Source organism: Methyloceanibacter sp. wino2, from assembly GCF_003071365.1.
Taxonomy (GTDB): Bacteria; Pseudomonadota; Alphaproteobacteria; order Rhizobiales; family Methyloligellaceae; genus Methyloceanibacter.
This window is the reverse complement of record NZ_CP028960.1, coordinates 2,853,153-2,870,543: the sequence shown is the minus strand read 5'-3', so window position 1 is coordinate 2,870,543 and position 17,391 is coordinate 2,853,153. Positions and strand designations below refer to the sequence as shown.

The window sequence follows — 17,391 nt, the reverse complement described above, 5'->3', positions numbered from 1 at the left end:
ATTCAAAGGAATCGGGAATTTCGCGGCGCGCTCTAAGCCTGCCGTTCGAGCGTTGCGACGAAGAAACCGTCCGTGCCGTGGCTGCGCGGCGTCATCAGCAGCGTCTCGTCGGACCCGTCCGCGGAGGACGGCGCGTCTGCCTCGATCGCGCCCTCCCACGCCTCCCGCCAAGGCTTCAGCACAAAGTCCGGATGGCGCTCGAGGAAGCTGTCCACCTGCTCGCGGTTCTCTCCCGGCAGCACCGAGCACGTAATGTAGGTGAGCCGGCCGCCGGGTTTCACGAGGCCCGCGCCCGCATCGAGCACCGCGACCTGGTCGGCCATACGCCCCGAAAGCATCTCCGGCGTCAGGCGCCATTTGGCATCCGGCCGCCGCCGCCAGGTTCCAGAGCCCGTGCAGGGCGCGTCGATGACGACCCTGTCCATGCGGCCCTTCAGGGGTGCAAGCCCCGCGTCGACCCCGCCTTCCAGCACCTGCACGTTGCGGGCGCCCGCGCGCCGCAAGCGATCGAAGATAGGGCGAAGACGCATGCGGTTCGCGTCATAGGCATAGAGCTGGCCGGTGTTCTCCATCGCCGCCGCCAACGCCAAGGTCTTCCCGCCGGCGCCGGCGCACAGGTCGATGACCTGCTCGCGCGGTCCCGCGCCGGTCATGGCGGCTGCGATCTGCGAGCCCTCGTCCTGGACCTCGAGCCATCCTTTTCCATGGGCCGCGTCCGCCTCCACATGGGGCGTCCGCGCCGACCCTTGCCGGGGAGCGATGCGCAGTCCGTGGCGCGCATAGGCGGTCGGCTGCGGCGTGAAACGCGCCAATGCTTTCAAGACCTTGTCACGGTTGGCTTTGAGCGTGTTCACCCGCAGATCGACCGGCGCACGCACCGAGAGCGCCGCGCCTTCGGCCACCGCGTCCTCCCCGAACACGGCCGCGAAGGAGTCCTCCAGCCATTCGGGATAATCCCCGCGCACCCAGGCCGGAACGTCCGGCGACAGCACGCGCGTGAGGCCGGCCCGCTCCGCCTCGGTCAGCGGCTCTGGCGCGAAGCGGCTCCCGTCGAACAGAGTATCGACGCTGTCGGCACTCATGCCCCACGCGCTCACCAGAGCCCGCAAGACGAGCGCCCGGGGGCCGTCATCTTCCATGGCCGCGCCGAGAGAGGCGCGCTGCCGCAGGCAATCGAACACAAGGCTGCCGATCGCCGCCCGGTCGCCGGATCCGGCGAAGCGATGGGCGCTGCCCCAATCCTTCAGCGCCTCGGAGGCCGGCCGTTTGCGCGCCCCCAAGTCGGTGAGCACTTCGATGGCCGCGCTTGCTCGTCCTGCCGGTGTCATCAGTTTGTCTGGAACACGATGATCCGCCCGGCAACGAGGACCCACATCAGCGCCAGAGCGATGGCACCGAGCAGGAACATGGGCGTCCGATGCGCGAGCTTGTTGCTCGTCACATGGATGGCGGTGTGGCCGATCCGGGAAAGGGTGAACATCCACATGAGTACATAGACCGTCGTGTCGAGGGTCTTGGTCATGAAGCCGAGAAGCACGACGACGTAGAACAGCGTGGGCATCTCCATCGCGTTGTGGAAGGCATTGCTGACCTGCTGCACGTAAGGGGGCCAATCCGCCTGACGCGACGCCGCTACTTCGGGGTGCACGTCGCCCTTCCGGATGGCCCGGAGCCGCAAGATGATCATCCAGAACAGCAGGGCAAAGGTCAGCGCGACCTGCAGAAACATGGGCAACAGTATGGCTGCGAGCGACATGAGCTTTCCTTTTGGGATTCGTTGCGCGCAGCGATCTGCGCAGTTCGCGCGCTTTGCGTTGTTATACTCCGCCGGCGCTGCAGTTGTAGATACGCTCTTTGTCGGAGGTATCGGCGCCCTCTCCTAGCCCTCAAGCCTGCCAGAATGTCCTGGAAACATGGAGGGATGTTCAATTGACGAGAGCGTCCCGCCCCTTCTAAACGTACACAAAACAGCAAAGTTCAAAGCGTTTCTAAGGAGGATTTCCATGCGCATCCGCGCTTTTCCCATGTTTTCCGTCGGAGCGGCCCTCGCGGCCGGGCTTCTCGCCGCTGCGCTTCTCGCGCACCCCGCCGCCGCCAAGGACGACAAGGCCTCGGACCCCTGCTTCGACGGCAAGCTGAGCATCAAGGAAGTGCTCGACGCCTGCCAGGCCTTCATCGACGGGGGCAGCGACGACAAGACACTCCTCATTCGCGCCCATAGCGTGCGCGCCATGGGCCTCTCGGCCACCGGCAATCTCGATGAGGCGATGGTCGACATCAACGCTGCCGTCGAGATCGATCCGAAGCGCGCCAACAGCTACTTCATGCGCGCGGCTGCCTACGACGCCATGAAGGATTACGACAACGCGATCACCGATCTGGACCAGGCCATCGAGCTGAAGGACGACGACGGGGACTATTATTTGCTGCGCGGCCTCGTCTACACCCACAAGAACGATCTCGACACAGCGCTCACCGATCTGAACAAGAAGGTCGAGTTGGACCCGAAAGCCGTCAACGGCTATTCGAGCCGCGGCGAGATCTACCGCAAACGCAAGGAATATGATGAGTCGATCGCCGACTACACGAAGGTGATCGAGCTCGACCCCGAGACCGCGAAAGGCTACGTCGATCGCGGCTGGGTCTATGTCCTGAGCGATGATCTCGACAAGGCAGGCCCCGACTTCGACACGGCCCTGAAGATTCAGGGCAACAACGCGCTGGCCCTGGTCGGCCGGGGCGTCGTGAAGAGCCGGACCGGCGAGCCTACAGACGGCAGTGCCGACCTCAGGATGGCCGAGAAGCTGGAGCCCGGCGTCTTCGACCAGGTCCGCGCAATGGGCGTCAAATAGCAACGACGCTGCACCCAGGCATCGAGATGAGCGGGCGGCTACAGAAGCCGCCGCTCAAATCGCGCTTCTAGTTCTCCCGCGGATAGTTCGGCGACTCGCGCGTGATGGTCACGTCGTGCACGTGACTCTCGCGGAAGCTCGCGGTCGAGATGCGGATGAACTTCGTGCGGTCCTGGAAATCATCGATGGTGCGGGACCCCGTATAGCCCATGGAGGCCCGCAAGCCGCCGATAAGCTGGTGCAGCACGCTGCCCGCAGGTCCCTTATAAGGCACCTGCCCTTCGATACCCTCGGGTACCAGCTTCAGGGTGTCCTTGATTTCCTGCTGGAAGTAACGATCCGCCGAGCCGCGCGCCATGGCGCTGATCGAGCCCATGCCGCGATAGGACTTATACGACCGCCCCTGGTAGAGGAACACCTCGCCCGGACTTTCGTCCGTGCCCGCAAGCAGCGAGCCGAGCATCACGCAGTCCGCGCCCGCGGCAAGGGCCTTGGCCATGTCGCCCGAATAACGGATGCCGCCATCGGAGATCACCGGCACGCCCGCTTTCTTGGCCTCCTCGACCGATTCCAGCAGCGCGCTGAACTGCGGGACGCCCACGCCGGCGACGATGCGGGTGGTGCAGATCGAGCCCGGTCCGATGCCGACCTTGATCGCATCCGCGCCGGCATCGATGAGCGCCTTGGTGCCTTCCGCCGTCGCGACGTTTCCGGCGACGACCTGCACGACGTTGGAGATGCGCTTGATGCGGCCCACCTGATCCAAGACCAGCCGCGAATGACCGTGGGCCGTGTCCACGACGATAAGATCGACCCCGGCGTCGATCAGCTGCTCGGCGCGCTCAAACCCGCTGTCGCCCACGCTCGTGGCGGCGGCCACGCGCAGGCGCCCTTGGTCGTCCTTGCAGGCGTTCGGATGAGCGCGGGCCTTTTCGATGTCCTTCACCGTGATGAGGCCGATGCAGCGATAGTCGTCGTCGACCACAAGCAGTTTTTCGATGCGGTGTTGATGGAGAAGCCGCTTGGCCTCTTCCATATCCACATTGTCCTTCACAGTGACCAGGTCCTTGGTCATCAGCTCGGACACGGGCTGCTCCTCGTTGGTCGCGAAGCGCACATCCCGGTTGGTCACGATGCCCACGAGACGGCCCGAGTCGGGTTCGACCACGGGGATCCCGGAGATGCTGTAGCGGGCCATCAGGCCCAACGCCTCGGCGAGGCGCGCGCCGGGATTGGTCGTGACCGGATTGACGACCATGCCGGATTCGAACTTCTTCACCTGCGCCACCTCGGCGGCTTGCAGGTCCGCATCCATATTGCGGTGGATAACGCCGATGCCGCCGGCCTGGGCCATGGCGATCGCAAGACGGGCCTCCGTGACCGTGTCCATCGCAGACGACAGGATCGGAATCTTCACGGAAATCGATTTGGTGACTTTCGAGGCGACGTCCACCTCGTTCGGCAGGACTTCCGACGGCCCTGGGCGGATCAGGACGTCATCGAAGGTGAGCGCCATGGCGCTGTCGGGAAAGCGGGAATTTTCGTGTGAAGACTGCCCGTCGGGCATAGGCCAACCTCTCTTGGATATGAAACGCCCGCGTGGCGGCGGAGCCGAACGCGGGGCCGGTTGACGCGGTTCCATAGCAGCTTGCCCCGCCGTTGGAAAGCCATGGCGGAGCGTTACCCTCAGACTTCAGAGGGCCTTGAGAGCCTTGCGCAACAAAGGCACCGCAATCTCGGAAAACGCCTGGACCTTCGGCTGCGGCAAACGGTCCTCCCGATGCACGAGGCTCACCGGCAGCGGCTCCGGTTCGAAGTCTTCGAGGACCCGGCGCAACGACCCGTCCTTCAGGGCGGCCTGAGCCTGGTAGGAGAGGACCCGGACGATGCCGAGACCAGACACCGCGGCGTCGATCCCCGTCTCGGCCGTGTTGACGATCAAGCGCGGCTCGACCGGAACGTTCTGGGCCTTCCGCTTCTCCGGACCTCCGCTGCCTGGAAATCCCCAGCGATCGGGCTGTGAGAACGAGGTGAAGGTGATGCAGGAATGGTCGAGCAGATCTCTCGGCTCCGCTGGCACGCCGGCCGCCTCGAGATAGGCGGGACTGGCGCAGCAGATCAGCCGGACCGTGCCCAACGTGGTGGCGCGCATGGCCGAATCCGGCAGATGACCGATGCGGATCCCGACATCGAGCCCCTCCTCGACGAGGTTCACCACGCGGTTCACCAGGAGCATCCGCGCGGTCATTTGCGGATAGGCGTCCAGATAGGCGCTCACCACCGGGCGTACATGCAACCGCCCGAACAGGCTGGGCGCCGTCAGCGCCAGCAGACCGCGGGGCTCCGCCTTCTCGCCGGCCAGGTGGCGTTCGGCCATGTCGAGATCGCCGAGAACCCGGCGGCATGTCTCGAGATAATTCTGCCCCGGCTCCGTCAGGGCCAGTCGCCGCGTGGTCCGGGTGACAAGGCGCGTGTTGAGGGCCTCTTCCAGCGCCTTGAGATGGCGGCTCACCGTGGTCAACGGCATGCCGAGCCGCTCACCGGCCGCCGATAGCGAGCCTGCGTCGGCAATCGCCACGAACACCCGTATCGCTCCAAGCCGGTCCATTTATTATCCCGTATTATGGAAGGATATATCCAATATTTCATCCATACCGCACAAAATCGGAATACGCCATATGGATGGGGACACACCGCAGCCACACCGCCGGAAGGAAACGCTCAATGACCGCTCGCACGCTGTACGACATGGAACTCTCGGGAAATTGCTACAAAGTCCGGCTCTTTTGCGCCCTGCTCGGACTGGACGTTACGCTTGAGCCCGTCGACCTCATGGCGGGCGCGCACAAGAAAAGCCCGTTCATCGACTTGAACTCGTTCGGCCAGGTTCCCGTGCTGCAGGACGGCGACGTGGTCTTGCGCGACTCCCAGGCGATCCTGGTCTACCTCGCCCGCAAATATGGCGGCGAGAGCTGGCTGCCCCTGGACCCCATCGGCATGGCGAGCGTGGTGAACTGGCTGATGGTGGCGGAGAACGAAATCGCCCGCGGCCCTGGGGACGCGCGTCTCCATGACAAGTTCGGCTTCCCCGTCGATGCGGACGGAGCGCGGGCAAACGCGGCCCGCATCCTCGGCCTGCTCGAGGCGCACCTCGGAGAGAATGAATGGCTGGCGCTCGACCGGCCCACCATCGCCGATATTGCCTGCATGCCTTATGTGGCCCTTGGCCACGAAGGCGGCGTGCCGCTGGACGCCTATCCCGCGATCCAGGCCTGGGTCGGCCGCATCAAGGCCCTCCCCGGCTTTATCTCCATGCCGGCGCTGTAGGCCACCCCATGCGCACCTGGATGGACATAACCTTCACCCCCTCGGTCAAGGCGGCTCAGACCCGCCGTGGCTCGCGTGAGGGCTATGCCCGGATGGAAGCCAAAGGCACGACACGGACGTTCGTCGATGACGGCCTTGCCGAGTTCATCGCGAACGCCCGCTCGTTTTACCTCGCGACCACCAGCAGCGACGGTCAGCCCTACATCCAGCATCGCGGGGGGCCGCCCGGCTTCCTGCATGTGCTCGACGAGAACACGCTGGCCTTCGCGGACTTCTCGGGCAACCGCCAATACATCTCGACGGGAAATCTGGACGAGAACCCGAAGGCGATGATCTTCATCATGGATTACCGCCTGCGCCGCCGCGTGAAGATCTGGGGCACGGCGAAGGTGGTGGAGAACGACGACGCGCTCATTGAACAGCTGATGCCCGACAACTACGTCGCGCGTCCCGAGGCGGCCATCGTCTTCACCGTGAACTCGTGGGACACGAACTGCCCCCAGCACATTCCGCTGATGGTCTTTGCCGAGGACGTCGAGCCGCTTGCCGAGCGCGTCACCGCGCTGGAAGCGGAGAACGCGCGGCTGCGGAAACAGGTGGCCGTCGACCGGCCTTAGAATTGCAAAAATCGAAAGGCACGCTTCGCGCCAGGGTAGGTTCGGAGCGACTCACAATGACGACGGCAATGGAGGCGGACTGGGTCCTCAGGACCATGGCCGCAATGGCGGCGGCCGATCAAAGGCTCGACGCCCGCGAGGTCGACCTCATCCAACGCGTCTATCAAGAGCTGACCGGAAGGCCTGTGGACGTGGGCGGCGTCGTGTCGGCGGTCCAAGTCTATGCCCGGCGAGACGTGGCCGAAGACCTTTCGCGTGTCGCCGGCAGCTTCTCGCCTGAAGCGAAGACGGCCATCATGCACGGGGCCTATCGGACCCTCGCCGTCAACAATCACATTTCGCAAGCCGAGCGCGACACGCTCGGTAGGGTCGCCGGCGCACTTCGGCTCACGGAGAGTGAGTTGGAGGCGATCCTGGCGGAGGTCGACACGCCTCGCTCACCAACCTAGCTGCCGTGGCTCTCCGAGCCGGGCCTGAGCAACCAACCGAACAACAGAACCGCCGCGGCAGCACCCACGAACTGCGCCAGCAGAAATGCCGGCACATGGGCCGGCGCGATGCCTGAGAACGTGTCGCTGATGGCGCGGGCGATCGTCACCGCCGGATTTGCGAAAGAGGTCGAGGACGTGAACCAATACGCGCTCGTAATATAGAGCCCAACCGCAGCAGGGATCGCGGCGACGTTGAAACGGATGCAGCCCAGGATTGTGGCGACAAGCCCGAACGTGGCGATGAACTCGCCGAGCCACTGCCCGAACCCGGTCCTCGTGTGCTGACTGATCTGAATTGCGTCGAGGCCGAACATCAAATGGGCCGCAATCGCGCCCAAACATCCGCCCACGATCTGCACGGCCATATACGGCAGCACTTCGCCGCGCGGGAGCGATCCGCGCAGGAGCATGGCGAAACTAACCGCCGGGTTGAAATGCGCCCCCGAGACGCCGATGAAGATGGTGATGATGACGAACAGGACCGCGCCTGTCGCGATCGTGTTGCAGAGAAGCGCCAGCGCCACGTTCCCGCCAGCAAGGGTCTCCGCCATGATGCCGGACCCGACGACCGCCATCACAAGAAAAAACGTGCCCAGCGCCTCGGCACAAAGCCGCCGCGTGAAATCGAACGTCATAGTCCCCCCGTCTGCCGCGCTAGCAGCAGCTGACTGATCCGTTCCCCGCTTTGTCCGCTTCCTCAAATGGCGACGGCGTTCCGCAGCCCGGGAAGATACCGAAATGTTTGGAGAAGTCACCGACGAAATCGAAATACGGCGCGAAGCGCGTACCGGCAAGCATGCGCCAGACATTGCCGCACACCGGAAAGATCCGGTCTTTCTCGATCAGGTGATGGTCGTCGAGGACGAACGTCTCCGGCTGTTCGAAAACGCCGCCGCGGTAGATGACCGCCTGGCCGTAGTCCTCACAAGCTGGCTCGAGATCGTCGAGCTTGAAGAGCCGGTAGGTCGCCGAGAAGAAGCGCGCGTTGCCGAGCTTCTCGCGCATGTCCGGGTTGTCGATTTCGATGGGGCGGCTGCTGACAAGGCGCGGGTCGAGAAAACCTGCTTGCTTCGCCATCGGCAGGAAGTCGTTCCAGTAGAGCGCTCCGCCGAGACACTCGCCATAGAGGAGCGGATCGGCGCGCAGCTCGTCCGGCAGCCGCCGGTCGCAATAGACATCGGCGAAGTAGAGTTCGCCACCCTGTTTCAGAAGATCGTAGGCGCCGCGCAGCACCGCCGGCTTGTCCATACACAGATTGATGACGCAGTTGGACACGATGACATCGAACGAGCCGGGTTCGAGATTGAGCGCGTCGAGCTTCTCCAGATAGCCTTCCAGGAACCGAACGTTGGACTTGGCGTACCCGAACTTCTCGGCGTGCCAGTCGCGATGGGCGTCGGCGGTGGCCAGTTGTTCGGCCGTCATGTCAACGCCGGTCACGGAACCGCCCTCGCCGACGAGTTGCGAGAGGATGTAGACGTCGCGCCCAGTCCCGGAGCCGAGATCGAGCACGTTACAGTTCTGAAGCGCCGTGGGGATGCACAACCCGCATCCGTAATAGCGGGCGACGACTTCGTCGTGGACGTTGGCAATCAGCTCGGTGAGATACCGGGGCGTCACGGCGCCGTCGCAGCAGGCGCTCGTCTGCAGATCTCCCGACCCCTTCAGGACCTTGCCGTAATACTCCTTGACCACCTCGATGTTCATCGCACCGCTCCGGAATTCCCCGCTAGCCCCAATGCCGCCGGTTCGTGGCAGCACCCTATCAAAAGTCGGCGGCGCGCTGCAGCACACGGGCGCGCACAGTCGCGTGAACGGGTGCTAAGAAGAATCCTCGCGGCTCGGCCCACGATAGCCCATGGCCAGCACATAGACTTCCGCCGAGTCCTGCCGGCTGGCCTTCGGCTTCACATGGGCGACCTTGGCGAAGTTCTGGCGCAGCCGGGTCAGCAGGTCGCCGCTAGCCCCGCCCTGCAGCACCTTGGCGAGATAGGCCCCGCCCGGCTTCAACACGTCCTCGGCAATGTCGAGCGCGGCCTCCGCCAGCGCGATAACGCGGAGGTGGTCCGTCTGGCGGTGGCCCGTGGACGAGGCCGCCATGTCCGACATCACCACGTCGACACGCGCGCCGCCCAGCGCGTCGCGGATCGCGTCCCCGGCACCGGCATCGGTGACATCCAGTTGCATGAAGTCCGCACCCGGCACCGGCTCGATCTCGTTGATATCCGCGGCAATGACCCGGCCTTTGCCGGAGTCCGCCTTGACCCGCGCGACCGCCACCTGGCTCCATCCGCCCGGCGCCGCGCCGAGGTCGACCACGATCCCGCCCGGCTTGAGCAGATGCTGCTTGTCGTCGATCTCCAGGAGCTTGAAGGCCGCCCGGCTGCGATAGCCCTGGCGCTTTGCCTCTTCGACATACGGGTCGTTCAGCTGGCGCTGCAGCCAACGCGTCGAGGCGAGCTTCCGCCCTTTCGCGGTCTTGACGCGCACCGTCAGCCCGCGCCGCCCCGTTCCGTCCCTCGGTCCGCTCTTTCCGCCTCTCGCCATATCGCCTGCTTCTATCGCCGCTTGTCGGTTACGACCAGCCTGCCTGCCCTATCGCCGCACGCTCTTGACCGAATAGGCAGGGGGGCGCATGTCCTGCCCACCACTCTTGTAACACCCGCCCCATGCCCCGCTACTTCATTACCCTGATCGTCGCGGTCGCTCTGTTCATGGAAACCATGGACTCGACCATTATCGCCACGTCGCTACCGGCGATCGCGGCCGATCTCGGCGAAGATCCGATTGCGTTGAAGCTGGCGCTCACATCCTATCTGCTGTCGCTTGCGGTCTTTATACCAGTCAGCGGCTGGATGGCAGACCGGTTTGGCGCCCGGACGGTTTTTCGCGCGGCCATTGTCGTCTTCACGGTGGGATCGGCGGCGTGCGGCTTCGCCACCTCGCTGCTGGACTTCATCCTCTTTCGCGTCCTGCAAGGCATGGGCGGCGCGATGATGGTGCCGGTCGGAAGGCTCGTGATCCTGCGCTCGGTCCCGAAATCGGAACTGATCTCGGCCCTCGCCTGGCTCACCGTGCCCGCGCTCATGGGGCCGGTGATCGGCCCGCCCTTAGGCGGGTTCATCACCACCGTGTTCTCCTGGCGCTGGATTTTCTGGATCAATATCCCGGTCGGTCTGCTCGGTATCTACCTCGCCACACGCTTCATCGAGAACTTTCGCGAGGACAAAGTCCCGCCGCTCGACGTCAAAGGGTTCTTCCTGTCCGGCATTGGGCTCTCGGGGCTTGCCTTCGGCTTCACCATTATCGGTCAGCCGCTGTTTCCGCCCTGGTTCGTGGTCGCCCTCCTCACGACGGGCGCCATTTCTTGCGTCCTCTACGTGCGCCACGCCTTGAACATTCCGGCGCCGCTGCTCGACTTGCGCCTGCTTAAGATCCCCACCTTCTTCGCCAACATCGCGGGCGGGTTCCTGTTTCGGATCGGCGTCGGCGCGACACCCTTCCTGTTGCCGCTGTATTTTCAGCTCGGCTTCGGCATGACCCCCTTGCAGTCGGGGTTACTCACGTTCGCCATCGCCGTCGGCGCCGTCGCCATGAAGACCACGGCCGCGCCCATCCTGCGCCGGTTCGGGTACAGGCCCATTCTTGTGTGGAACGCCCTCGTCGCGGCCTTCTTCATCATGGCGTACGCCCTCTTCACGGCCGCCACGCCGCATGCTGTGATCCTCGCCACACTGCTCGTCGGAGGCTTTTTCCGTTCCCTGGAATTCACCGCGATCAACACGATTGCTTACGCGGATATCGACGAGCACGAGATGAGCAAGGCGACGAGTTTCGCCAGCGTGTCGCAGCAACTCTCAATGTCGGCCGGCGTTGCGGTCGGCGCGCTCGTGCTCGAATTCCAACGCGCGGGCCGCGAGAGCCACGAAGTTCTGGCCAGCGATTTTACCTTGGCGTTCCTGATCGTCGGCGCGATCTGCGCAAGCTCCGCACTCGTCTTCATGCGCCTGCCGAAAGACGCGGGCGCAAGCCTCTCGCGCAAGGCTCACCAGCTCGGTGAACCGGACAAGCAGCCCGAACTCGTCCCTGAAGACTAAGCGTTACGCGTTGGGGGCCTTGCTGTTAGCGGACTTGCCGCTTGCAGACTTGCCACGTCCTCGCCCCTTCCGCCGGCGCCGGCGCGGCGTCTTGCGGTCATGTCCATCCTCGGCCATGAGCGTCGTGAGGATGCCTTCGCGCAATCCCCTGTCGGCCACGCGCAGCCGCTGGCAGGGCCAGGTGCGAAGCAAGGCTTCGAGAATCGCGCAGCCCGCCAAGACGAGATCGGCCCGTTCGTGACCGATACAAGGCTGGGCGATACGCTCGGCATAGCTCATGGCGATCAGATCGCCCGAGACCCGCCGCACATCGGTGGCCTTGAGCCAGCAGCCGTCCACGCGCGACCGGTCGTAGCGGGGCAAGCCCAGGTGTATGCCTGAGATCGTCGTCACCGTGCCGGACGTACCGAGGAAATGCGCTCGGTCGTGGGCGACTCGCTCGCCAAACCGGTACTGGGACTCGAAACCCGCGAGCGCGCCCGCCACGTCTTCGACCATGGCTTCGTAATTCTCGGCCGTCACGTCCTGGCCGCCATGGCGCTCGGCCAGGTTCACGACGCCGAGCGGCAAGGATGTCCAGGCCGCGATCGCGTCTTGGATGGCCGCGCGGCTCTGCACGGACTGCTTCCAGTCTTTCCCGAGTTTGCGCAGGTCGAGCCAGATCAGTTCCGAACTACCGCCGCCGATGTCGAACACGAGCGCCCAGTCGCAACCGCTGTCCAACAGAGACGCGCACCCCGAAACGGCGAGCTTGGCCTCCGTCTCCCGCCCGACAATCTCCAAGGCGAGGCCCGTCTCGTTCTCGACACGGTCGATGAAGGAGGCCCCGTTGGTGGCGATCCGGCAGGCTTCGGTCGCGATCAGCCGTGAGCGCGTCACGCCACGGCGGCGCATCTTGTCTGCGCAGATGCGCAAGGCGGCGATGGTGCGTTTTTGCGCGCGCTCCGCGAGTTCACCCGTGGCCTGCACGCCCTCGCCCAGACGGATGATTCGCGAGAACGCATCGACCACCACGAAACCCCGGCGCGACGGCTTCGCGACCAGCAGACGGCAGTTGTTGGTTCCGAGATCAAGGGCGCCGTAGACTGCTTGGCCGAGACGTGCGGATCCGCGCGCGTTGCGCACGCCGCCGCCCATATCACTGGCTGCCCCGGCAGGGCTTGCCACTGGAACGCCCGCAGGCGCGGACATCCTGGCGCCGCGGCGCTCACAGCGCCGCTCTCGCCGGCATCGCTCCGCATGGCAGTGGCGCAAGGCAGCGCCCCCGCGTCACGCGGAACATCGGGATTTCGCGCCAAATCCTCGCGGCGCGGATTCCCGGCAGCCGTGCGGGCAATTCCGCTCGGCCCAGTCACAATTTCAACCTCTCGAGCCTGCCGGAGGGCGCTTCCTCGCCCGTTCCCAGCGGCCACAGTATTGGTCCTATGAGACCAATCTACCAATCTGTTCAGGCAGGTAAAGCCCGAGAGCGAGACGGGGCCGTACGGGCAGGGTCGGCGCGCCGGTCAGCAGGCTTTTCAGTGGGCCGGCGTCGGCTCCGGAGGTCCGGCAGCGACGGTCTTCGAATCGGCTTCAGACTGCCAGCGGCCGGGATGAATGGGCGGCTCCCAGTGCTCCGGCAACTGAGCGAGATAATCTTTGCGGGGGATATCCTTGAAGCCCGCGCGTTCCGTCGCGGGCGTGAGCCACTTGTTGTCCATCAGAACGAAGCCCCACTTCGCCAAATGCCACGCCAGCACCGCAAAGCCGATCTTCGAGGCGTTCGACTCCCGGAAGAACTGCGACTCAATCACGAAGACGCGGCCGACGGCGACGCCGTAACCGCCGCCCGCCAGCTCGCCATCGCTGTTCCAAACCTCGAACGAATGCACATGGCCTTGGTCGTACAGCTTGGCGTAGGCCGCCATGATGCGCGGCGTGATCCAGGTGAGGCTGAGCCAGCCGCGGCGGGGCTCGGCGCATGCCGCAATCACGCCCTCGAAATCCGTGTCGAAAGTGATCCGGTAGCGGTTCTTCCGCATCATGCCGCGCAGGCGGCTGGAAATGTGAAAGTCGCCCGGCCGCACCACGGCGCGCTCCCGCGGGAACATCCATTTGGGCGGGGCAAGGTGTCCAAGCGGAAAGAGCCCGCGCAAATAGCCGTCCATCAGGACGTCGGGCGAGAGGTCGGTCGCTATGCCAATGATCTCCTGATCGGCAGGGAGCGTCGTGGGATCCGGTAGGGCCCGGCTTGGCTGAAGGACATGCGCAAGCATGACCCGGGCGGTCGTTATGAAGTTGGCGATGCGCTTCGGCCGCAGCGCCCACGCGGTGCCGAGCACCCAGCGGTGGAGTGCGGCCGTGGGCGTCTCCCGGAACAGCGCGGCACGGCGCGATGCCACGGATGGCTCCTCTGAACGCGTCGATGGCTCGTTCAAGTTCAAGTCCCTTTAGGCCGCCTTTGACCTTTTCGCCCAAGACGATTTTAGCAGGGCGTTGTGCCCCACCTGTCCGTCTGCGGATCAAGCTTAATTGGGGATGCTAGCCTGCCTGCCGCCTGGCCTGACGCCGGCGGTCCCAAAGCTTTTCGCTCAGCGCGGCATGGACGCGCTGCGCCGGCGGTATGTCATCGAGCTCCCGGGCGAAAGCGGCATATTCCACGCGCGCTTCTTCCGGCCCGCCACCGTGAACCAGCGTGTTGCGAAACTCGAGGAGCCGGCGCCAGCCGCGAGAGTCGCCGCCCCGCTCGGGCGCAGGCACGCCCGCAACGAGCAAATGCCGCATGACCGTCTGCGCGGCCCCCTCCTCGCCTTGGCCATTCTTGACCAGGAGGTCGATCACGGCCGCCGATCTGGCTAGCAGCGCATTGCTTGGAGGGGCTTTTCGGCGCCGGTCGCGCTGACGTTCAGCCAGAGCGGGCGCAGGAGCAGGTGCCGCGGCCGCCGCGACCAACGTTTCGAGGTCCGCGAGCGGCTTGAGGTCGTCGGCCGGAACGCCGTCCGCCGCCAATTCGACCATCACAGCCTGCAGGCATTTCAGCCCCAGAACGGCCTTGTCCGTGGCGCTGTCGGCATAGACCTGCCGCAGGGCCCGGAGCGCCGCGGAGATGCGATTCGCCGATGCGGAAACCTCGTTCATGCGCGGCAGGATAGAGTGAGTTTCTGGACAATGTGTTACTGGGGCCCTGTTGGGCCCTCCACCGCCCCCGTCGCGGATGGCGGCAAAAACCTGCTTGATGAGGACTTTGCCGCACAGACGGACTTGCCAAGCGCCCTCCCCAGCGACTAGAAGAAACGCCCAATTCCGTGCTTCGGATCGCGACCTGGCCCCCGAAGCGGGCCGGCACCGCCAGGCTTGGTGGGAGATCGTCTAATGGTAGGACAGCGGACTCTGACTCCGTCAATCTAGGTTCGAATCCTAGTCTCCCAGCCAAATCTTCAGTCTTCAGCAGTTTTCCAACCGCAGCCTCGGAGCGAGGCACACCCGCAATAGGTGGCCCCCTGCGCGCATTCGCGCGTTTGTCCTCGCGGCGATCTCCGATATCAAGCACCTGCGTTGCCGGGCCCTAGCCTCCGCCGGGATTTCCGCCGACCGCCAATCTTCCTGACCATCGTCTAGCTGCCGCATGTCCCGTCCGAATGGCCGAAGCGACGGCCTTATCTCGGGGTGAGCATGAACGCACTTTACGCCTATCGCGACCAATGGATCGGAAACGTCCGCGGCGACATTCTCGCCGGGCTCGTCGTGGCGTTGGCGCTCATCCCCGAGGCCATCGCGTTCTCAATCATCGCCGGCGTCGACCCGAAAGTCGGTCTTTACGCGTCCTTCTCCATCGCGGTGATTGTCGCGATCACCGGCGGCCGGCCGGCCATGATCTCCGCCGCCACCGCGGCCACGGCTGTCGTCATGGTGACTTTGGTGAAGGAGCACGGCCTCCAGTATTTGCTGGCCGCGACCGTATTGGCGGGCGTCATTCAGATCGTCGCCGGCTTCGCGAAGCTCGGTCATCTCATGCGCTTCGTCTCGCGGTCCGTGATCACCGGGTTCGTCAACGCGCTGGCGATTCTGATCTTCCTCGCGCAGCTTCCCGAACTGACAAACGTAACCTGGGTGACCTATGTCATGGTCGCCGCCGGGCTCGCGATCATCTACCTGTTTCCCATGCTGACCACGGCAATCCCCTCGCCGCTCGTCACCATCATCGTCCTATCGGCAGTCTCCATGGCGCTGGATCTCGACGTGCGCACGGTCTCCGACATGGGCGACCTGCCTGACACGCTGCCCGTGTTCCTGATCCCCGACATTCCCCTCACCCTGGAGACGCTGCAGATCATCCTGCCCTATTCGCTTGCCATAGCCGCCGTCGGGCTGCTCGAGAGCCTGATGACCCAAACCATCATCGATGATCTGACCGACACGCCCAGCGACCGCAATCAGGAATGTATCGGCCAGGGAATAGCCAACACCTGCACCGGCTTCATCGGCGGCATGGCGGGCTGCGCCATGATCGGACAGTCGATGATCAACGTGAAGTCCGGCGGTCGGGGCCGGCTTTCGACATTTACGGCGGGCGCGATGCTGCTGTTCATGATCGTCGTGCTCGGCGACATCGTGGGCCAGATTCCGATGCCGGCGCTGGTGGCGATCATGATCATGGTCTCGATCGGCACTTTCTCCTGGTCGTCGATCAAGAATTTGCGCGATCATCCCCGCTCGTCCTCGATCGTGATGCTCGCGACCGTGGTAGCGACCGTCTACACGCACAATCTCGCCATTGGGGTACTGACGGGCGTCTTGCTGTCCGGCATCTTCTTCGCAGGCAAGATCGCCCAGCTCTTCCGCGTCACATCCGAGATTTCGCCCGACGGGCGAGAGCGGACCTACGTCATCGAAGGGCAGCTCTTCTTCGCCTCGGCGGAGGACTTCATGGCCGCATTCGACTTCAAGGAGGCGCTGGAGCGTGTCACCATCGACGTCAGCCGCGCTCATATCTGGGACGTTTCGTCGGTCGCGGCCTTGGACATGGCGGTGTTGAAGTTTCGCCGCGAAGGCGCCGAGGTGAAAATCGTCGGTATGAACAAGGCCTCGGAGACGATCGTCGACAGCCTGGCGGTGCACGACAAGCCAGGCGCGATGGACAGGCTGATGGAGCACTAGGGGGAATCCATGTCCGCAATCCTGATGGCGCTGGTCGACGGATCGGCCTATTCCGAAAGTCTGTGCCGCTATGCCGCCTGGATCGCCTCCCGCACGGGCGCTCAGGTCCAGCTCTACCACGTGCTCGACCCGCGTCATGCCCTCGGCAAGCGCGATCTCTCCGGCTCCATCGCGCTCGGCGCCCGCACGGAGCTCCTGGAAAAACTCAGCACGCTGGACGAACAGCACGGCAAGCTCGCCCAGGCGCAGGGGCGCGCGATCCTCGACGACGCCAAAGCACTGATCGAGGCGCAAGGAGTCTCCGACGTCGTCACACGCCTGCGCTATGACGACATCGTCGCAACCGTCACCGCCAAAGAAGGCGAGGCCGATATGATCTTGATCGGCAAGCGCGGCGAAGCGGCCGGCCTCGACAATCCCCATTTGGGTTCGAACTTCGAGCGGATCGTACGCGCCAGCTACAAGCCGGTATTCGTTGCAAACCGCTCTTTCCAAGCGATACGGCGTGTGCTGATCGCCTATGACGGCGGCGCGTCATCGATGAAGGCCGTGGAGTATGTCGCCCGCGACCCGCTCTTTACAGGGCTCGACGTCGTCGTCGCGACGGTCGGCGATGAGAACGGCGAAACGCGACACACCGACCTCGACGAGGCCGGCGCGACGCTGACCGCCTGGGGTCACAAGGCCGAGACGCGCGTGCTGAAGGGCCAGCCCAGCACGGCACTGGGCGATTTCGTCGAGCGCGAAGGAATTGATCTCCTGGTGATGGGCGCCTACGGCCATTCGCGCATCCGGACACTGGTGATCGGCTCGACCACCACCGAGATGATCCGCTCCTGCAAGGTGCCGGTCGTGCTCATGCGCTGAGCGG

17 protein-coding genes and 1 tRNA gene are annotated in these 17,391 nt (G+C 64.6%); 8 read left to right on the top strand and 10 right to left on the bottom strand.

The genetic code is table 11. The annotated features are described in order from the left end of the window. Nucleotides 1-32: 32 nt before the first annotated feature. Nucleotides 33-1,328, bottom strand: a complete 1,296-nt coding sequence (locus tag DCY11_RS13610) for an RsmB/NOP family class I SAM-dependent RNA methyltransferase (RefSeq protein WP_108683337.1) — start codon at nt 1,326-1,328, stop codon at nt 33-35. Next, on the bottom strand, nt 1,328-1,756 hold the full coding sequence (locus DCY11_RS13605; RefSeq protein ID WP_108683336.1) for an MAPEG family protein: 429 nt from the start codon (nt 1,754-1,756) through the stop codon (nt 1,328-1,330). Before DCY11_RS13605 ends, DCY11_RS13610 begins: the two co-directional genes overlap by 1 nt. A gap of 247 nt (nt 1,757-2,003) precedes the next feature. Between DCY11_RS13605 and DCY11_RS13600 the strand changes: the two genes are divergently transcribed. Beyond that, entirely contained in the window at nt 2,004-2,852 is an 849-nt protein-coding gene (locus DCY11_RS13600) for a tetratricopeptide repeat protein (RefSeq protein ID WP_159080034.1), read from the top strand. Nucleotides 2,853-2,919: 67 nt separating this feature from the next. On the opposite strand, the gene guaB is transcribed toward DCY11_RS13600, so the two are convergent. Together guaB and DCY11_RS13590 are read right to left on the bottom strand one after the other, a co-directional pair. Beyond that, nucleotides 2,920-4,419 (bottom strand): IMP dehydrogenase, encoded by a 1,500-nt coding sequence (guaB, locus tag DCY11_RS13595; RefSeq protein WP_245409379.1) that lies wholly within the window; start codon nt 4,417-4,419, stop codon nt 2,920-2,922. Between the two features lie 126 nt (nt 4,420-4,545). After that, entirely contained in the window at nt 4,546-5,460 is a 915-nt protein-coding gene (locus DCY11_RS13590; RefSeq protein ID WP_108683334.1) for a LysR family transcriptional regulator, read from the bottom strand. 116 nt (nt 5,461-5,576) lie between these two features. Here DCY11_RS13590 and DCY11_RS13585 point away from each other — a divergent pair, with 116 nt between their 5' ends. Genes DCY11_RS13585 through DCY11_RS13575 form a run of 3 tightly spaced genes read left to right on the top strand, consistent with a single transcriptional unit; the run spans nt 5,577 to nt 7,245 of the window. Next, on the top strand, nt 5,577-6,179 hold the full coding sequence (locus tag DCY11_RS13585) for a glutathione S-transferase family protein (protein WP_108683333.1): 603 nt from the start codon (nt 5,577-5,579) through the stop codon (nt 6,177-6,179). 8 nt (nt 6,180-6,187) lie between these two features. Further along, nucleotides 6,188-6,796: a pyridoxamine 5'-phosphate oxidase family protein gene (locus DCY11_RS13580; RefSeq protein ID WP_108683332.1), complete on the top strand. Its 609-nt coding sequence runs from the start codon at nt 6,188-6,190 to the stop codon at nt 6,794-6,796. Nucleotides 6,797-6,852: 56 nt separating this feature from the next. Then, the gene (locus DCY11_RS13575; RefSeq protein WP_108683331.1) at nt 6,853-7,245 is read left to right on the top strand and encodes a TerB family tellurite resistance protein; all 393 of its coding nucleotides are present in this window, start codon (nt 6,853-6,855) and stop codon (nt 7,243-7,245) included. On the opposite strand, the gene DCY11_RS13570 is transcribed toward DCY11_RS13575, so the two are convergent. The 3 genes from DCY11_RS13570 to DCY11_RS13560 all read right to left on the bottom strand — a co-directional run bounded on the left by DCY11_RS13570 (nt 7,242) and on the right by DCY11_RS13560 (nt 9,834). Beyond that, the gene (locus DCY11_RS13570; protein WP_108683330.1) at nt 7,242-7,922 is read right to left on the bottom strand and encodes an MIP/aquaporin family protein; all 681 of its coding nucleotides are present in this window, start codon (nt 7,920-7,922) and stop codon (nt 7,242-7,244) included. The genes DCY11_RS13575 and DCY11_RS13570 overlap by 4 nt on opposite strands. Nucleotides 7,923-7,941: 19 nt before the next feature. Then, entirely contained in the window at nt 7,942-8,994 is a 1,053-nt protein-coding gene (locus DCY11_RS13565) for a methyltransferase domain-containing protein (protein WP_108683329.1), read from the bottom strand. A 114-nt stretch (nt 8,995-9,108) separates the two neighbouring features. Beyond that, nucleotides 9,109-9,834, bottom strand: coding sequence for an RlmE family RNA methyltransferase (locus DCY11_RS13560; protein WP_108683328.1), 726 nt, complete (start codon nt 9,832-9,834; stop codon nt 9,109-9,111). 122 nt (nt 9,835-9,956) lie between these two features. Between DCY11_RS13560 and DCY11_RS13555 the strand changes: the two genes are divergently transcribed. Continuing rightward, nucleotides 9,957-11,384, top strand: coding sequence for a DHA2 family efflux MFS transporter permease subunit (locus tag DCY11_RS13555; protein ID WP_108683327.1), 1,428 nt, complete (start codon nt 9,957-9,959; stop codon nt 11,382-11,384). 3 nt (nt 11,385-11,387) lie between these two features. On the opposite strand, the gene DCY11_RS13550 is transcribed toward DCY11_RS13555, so the two are convergent. The 3 genes from DCY11_RS13550 to DCY11_RS13540 all read right to left on the bottom strand — a co-directional run bounded on the left by DCY11_RS13550 (nt 11,388) and on the right by DCY11_RS13540 (nt 14,501). Then, nucleotides 11,388-12,575 carry a Ppx/GppA phosphatase family protein gene (locus DCY11_RS13550; protein WP_108683326.1) on the bottom strand — a complete coding sequence of 396 codons (1,188 nt, stop codon included), beginning with the start codon at nt 12,573-12,575 and terminating at the stop codon, nt 11,388-11,390. Between the two features lie 326 nt (nt 12,576-12,901). After that, a complete protein-coding gene (locus DCY11_RS13545; RefSeq protein ID WP_108683325.1) occupies nt 12,902-13,765 on the bottom strand; it encodes a leucyl/phenylalanyl-tRNA--protein transferase in 864 nt (287 codons plus the stop codon). 139 nt (nt 13,766-13,904) lie between these two features. Beyond that, nucleotides 13,905-14,501, bottom strand: coding sequence for a hypothetical protein (locus tag DCY11_RS13540; RefSeq protein WP_108683324.1), 597 nt, complete (start codon nt 14,499-14,501; stop codon nt 13,905-13,907). A 220-nt stretch (nt 14,502-14,721) separates the two neighbouring features. On the opposite strand from DCY11_RS13540, the gene DCY11_RS13535 reads away from it, so the two are divergent. The 3 genes from DCY11_RS13535 to DCY11_RS13525 all read left to right on the top strand — a co-directional run bounded on the left by DCY11_RS13535 (nt 14,722) and on the right by DCY11_RS13525 (nt 17,387). Next, nucleotides 14,722-14,795 (top strand) — tRNA-Gln (locus DCY11_RS13535). A 240-nt stretch (nt 14,796-15,035) separates the two neighbouring features. Continuing rightward, the gene (locus DCY11_RS13530; RefSeq protein ID WP_108683323.1) at nt 15,036-16,520 is read left to right on the top strand and encodes a SulP family inorganic anion transporter; all 1,485 of its coding nucleotides are present in this window, start codon (nt 15,036-15,038) and stop codon (nt 16,518-16,520) included. A 9-nt stretch (nt 16,521-16,529) separates the two neighbouring features. Continuing rightward, the gene (locus DCY11_RS13525; protein ID WP_108683322.1) at nt 16,530-17,387 is read left to right on the top strand and encodes a universal stress protein; all 858 of its coding nucleotides are present in this window, start codon (nt 16,530-16,532) and stop codon (nt 17,385-17,387) included. Nucleotides 17,388-17,391: the final 4 nt, after the last annotated feature.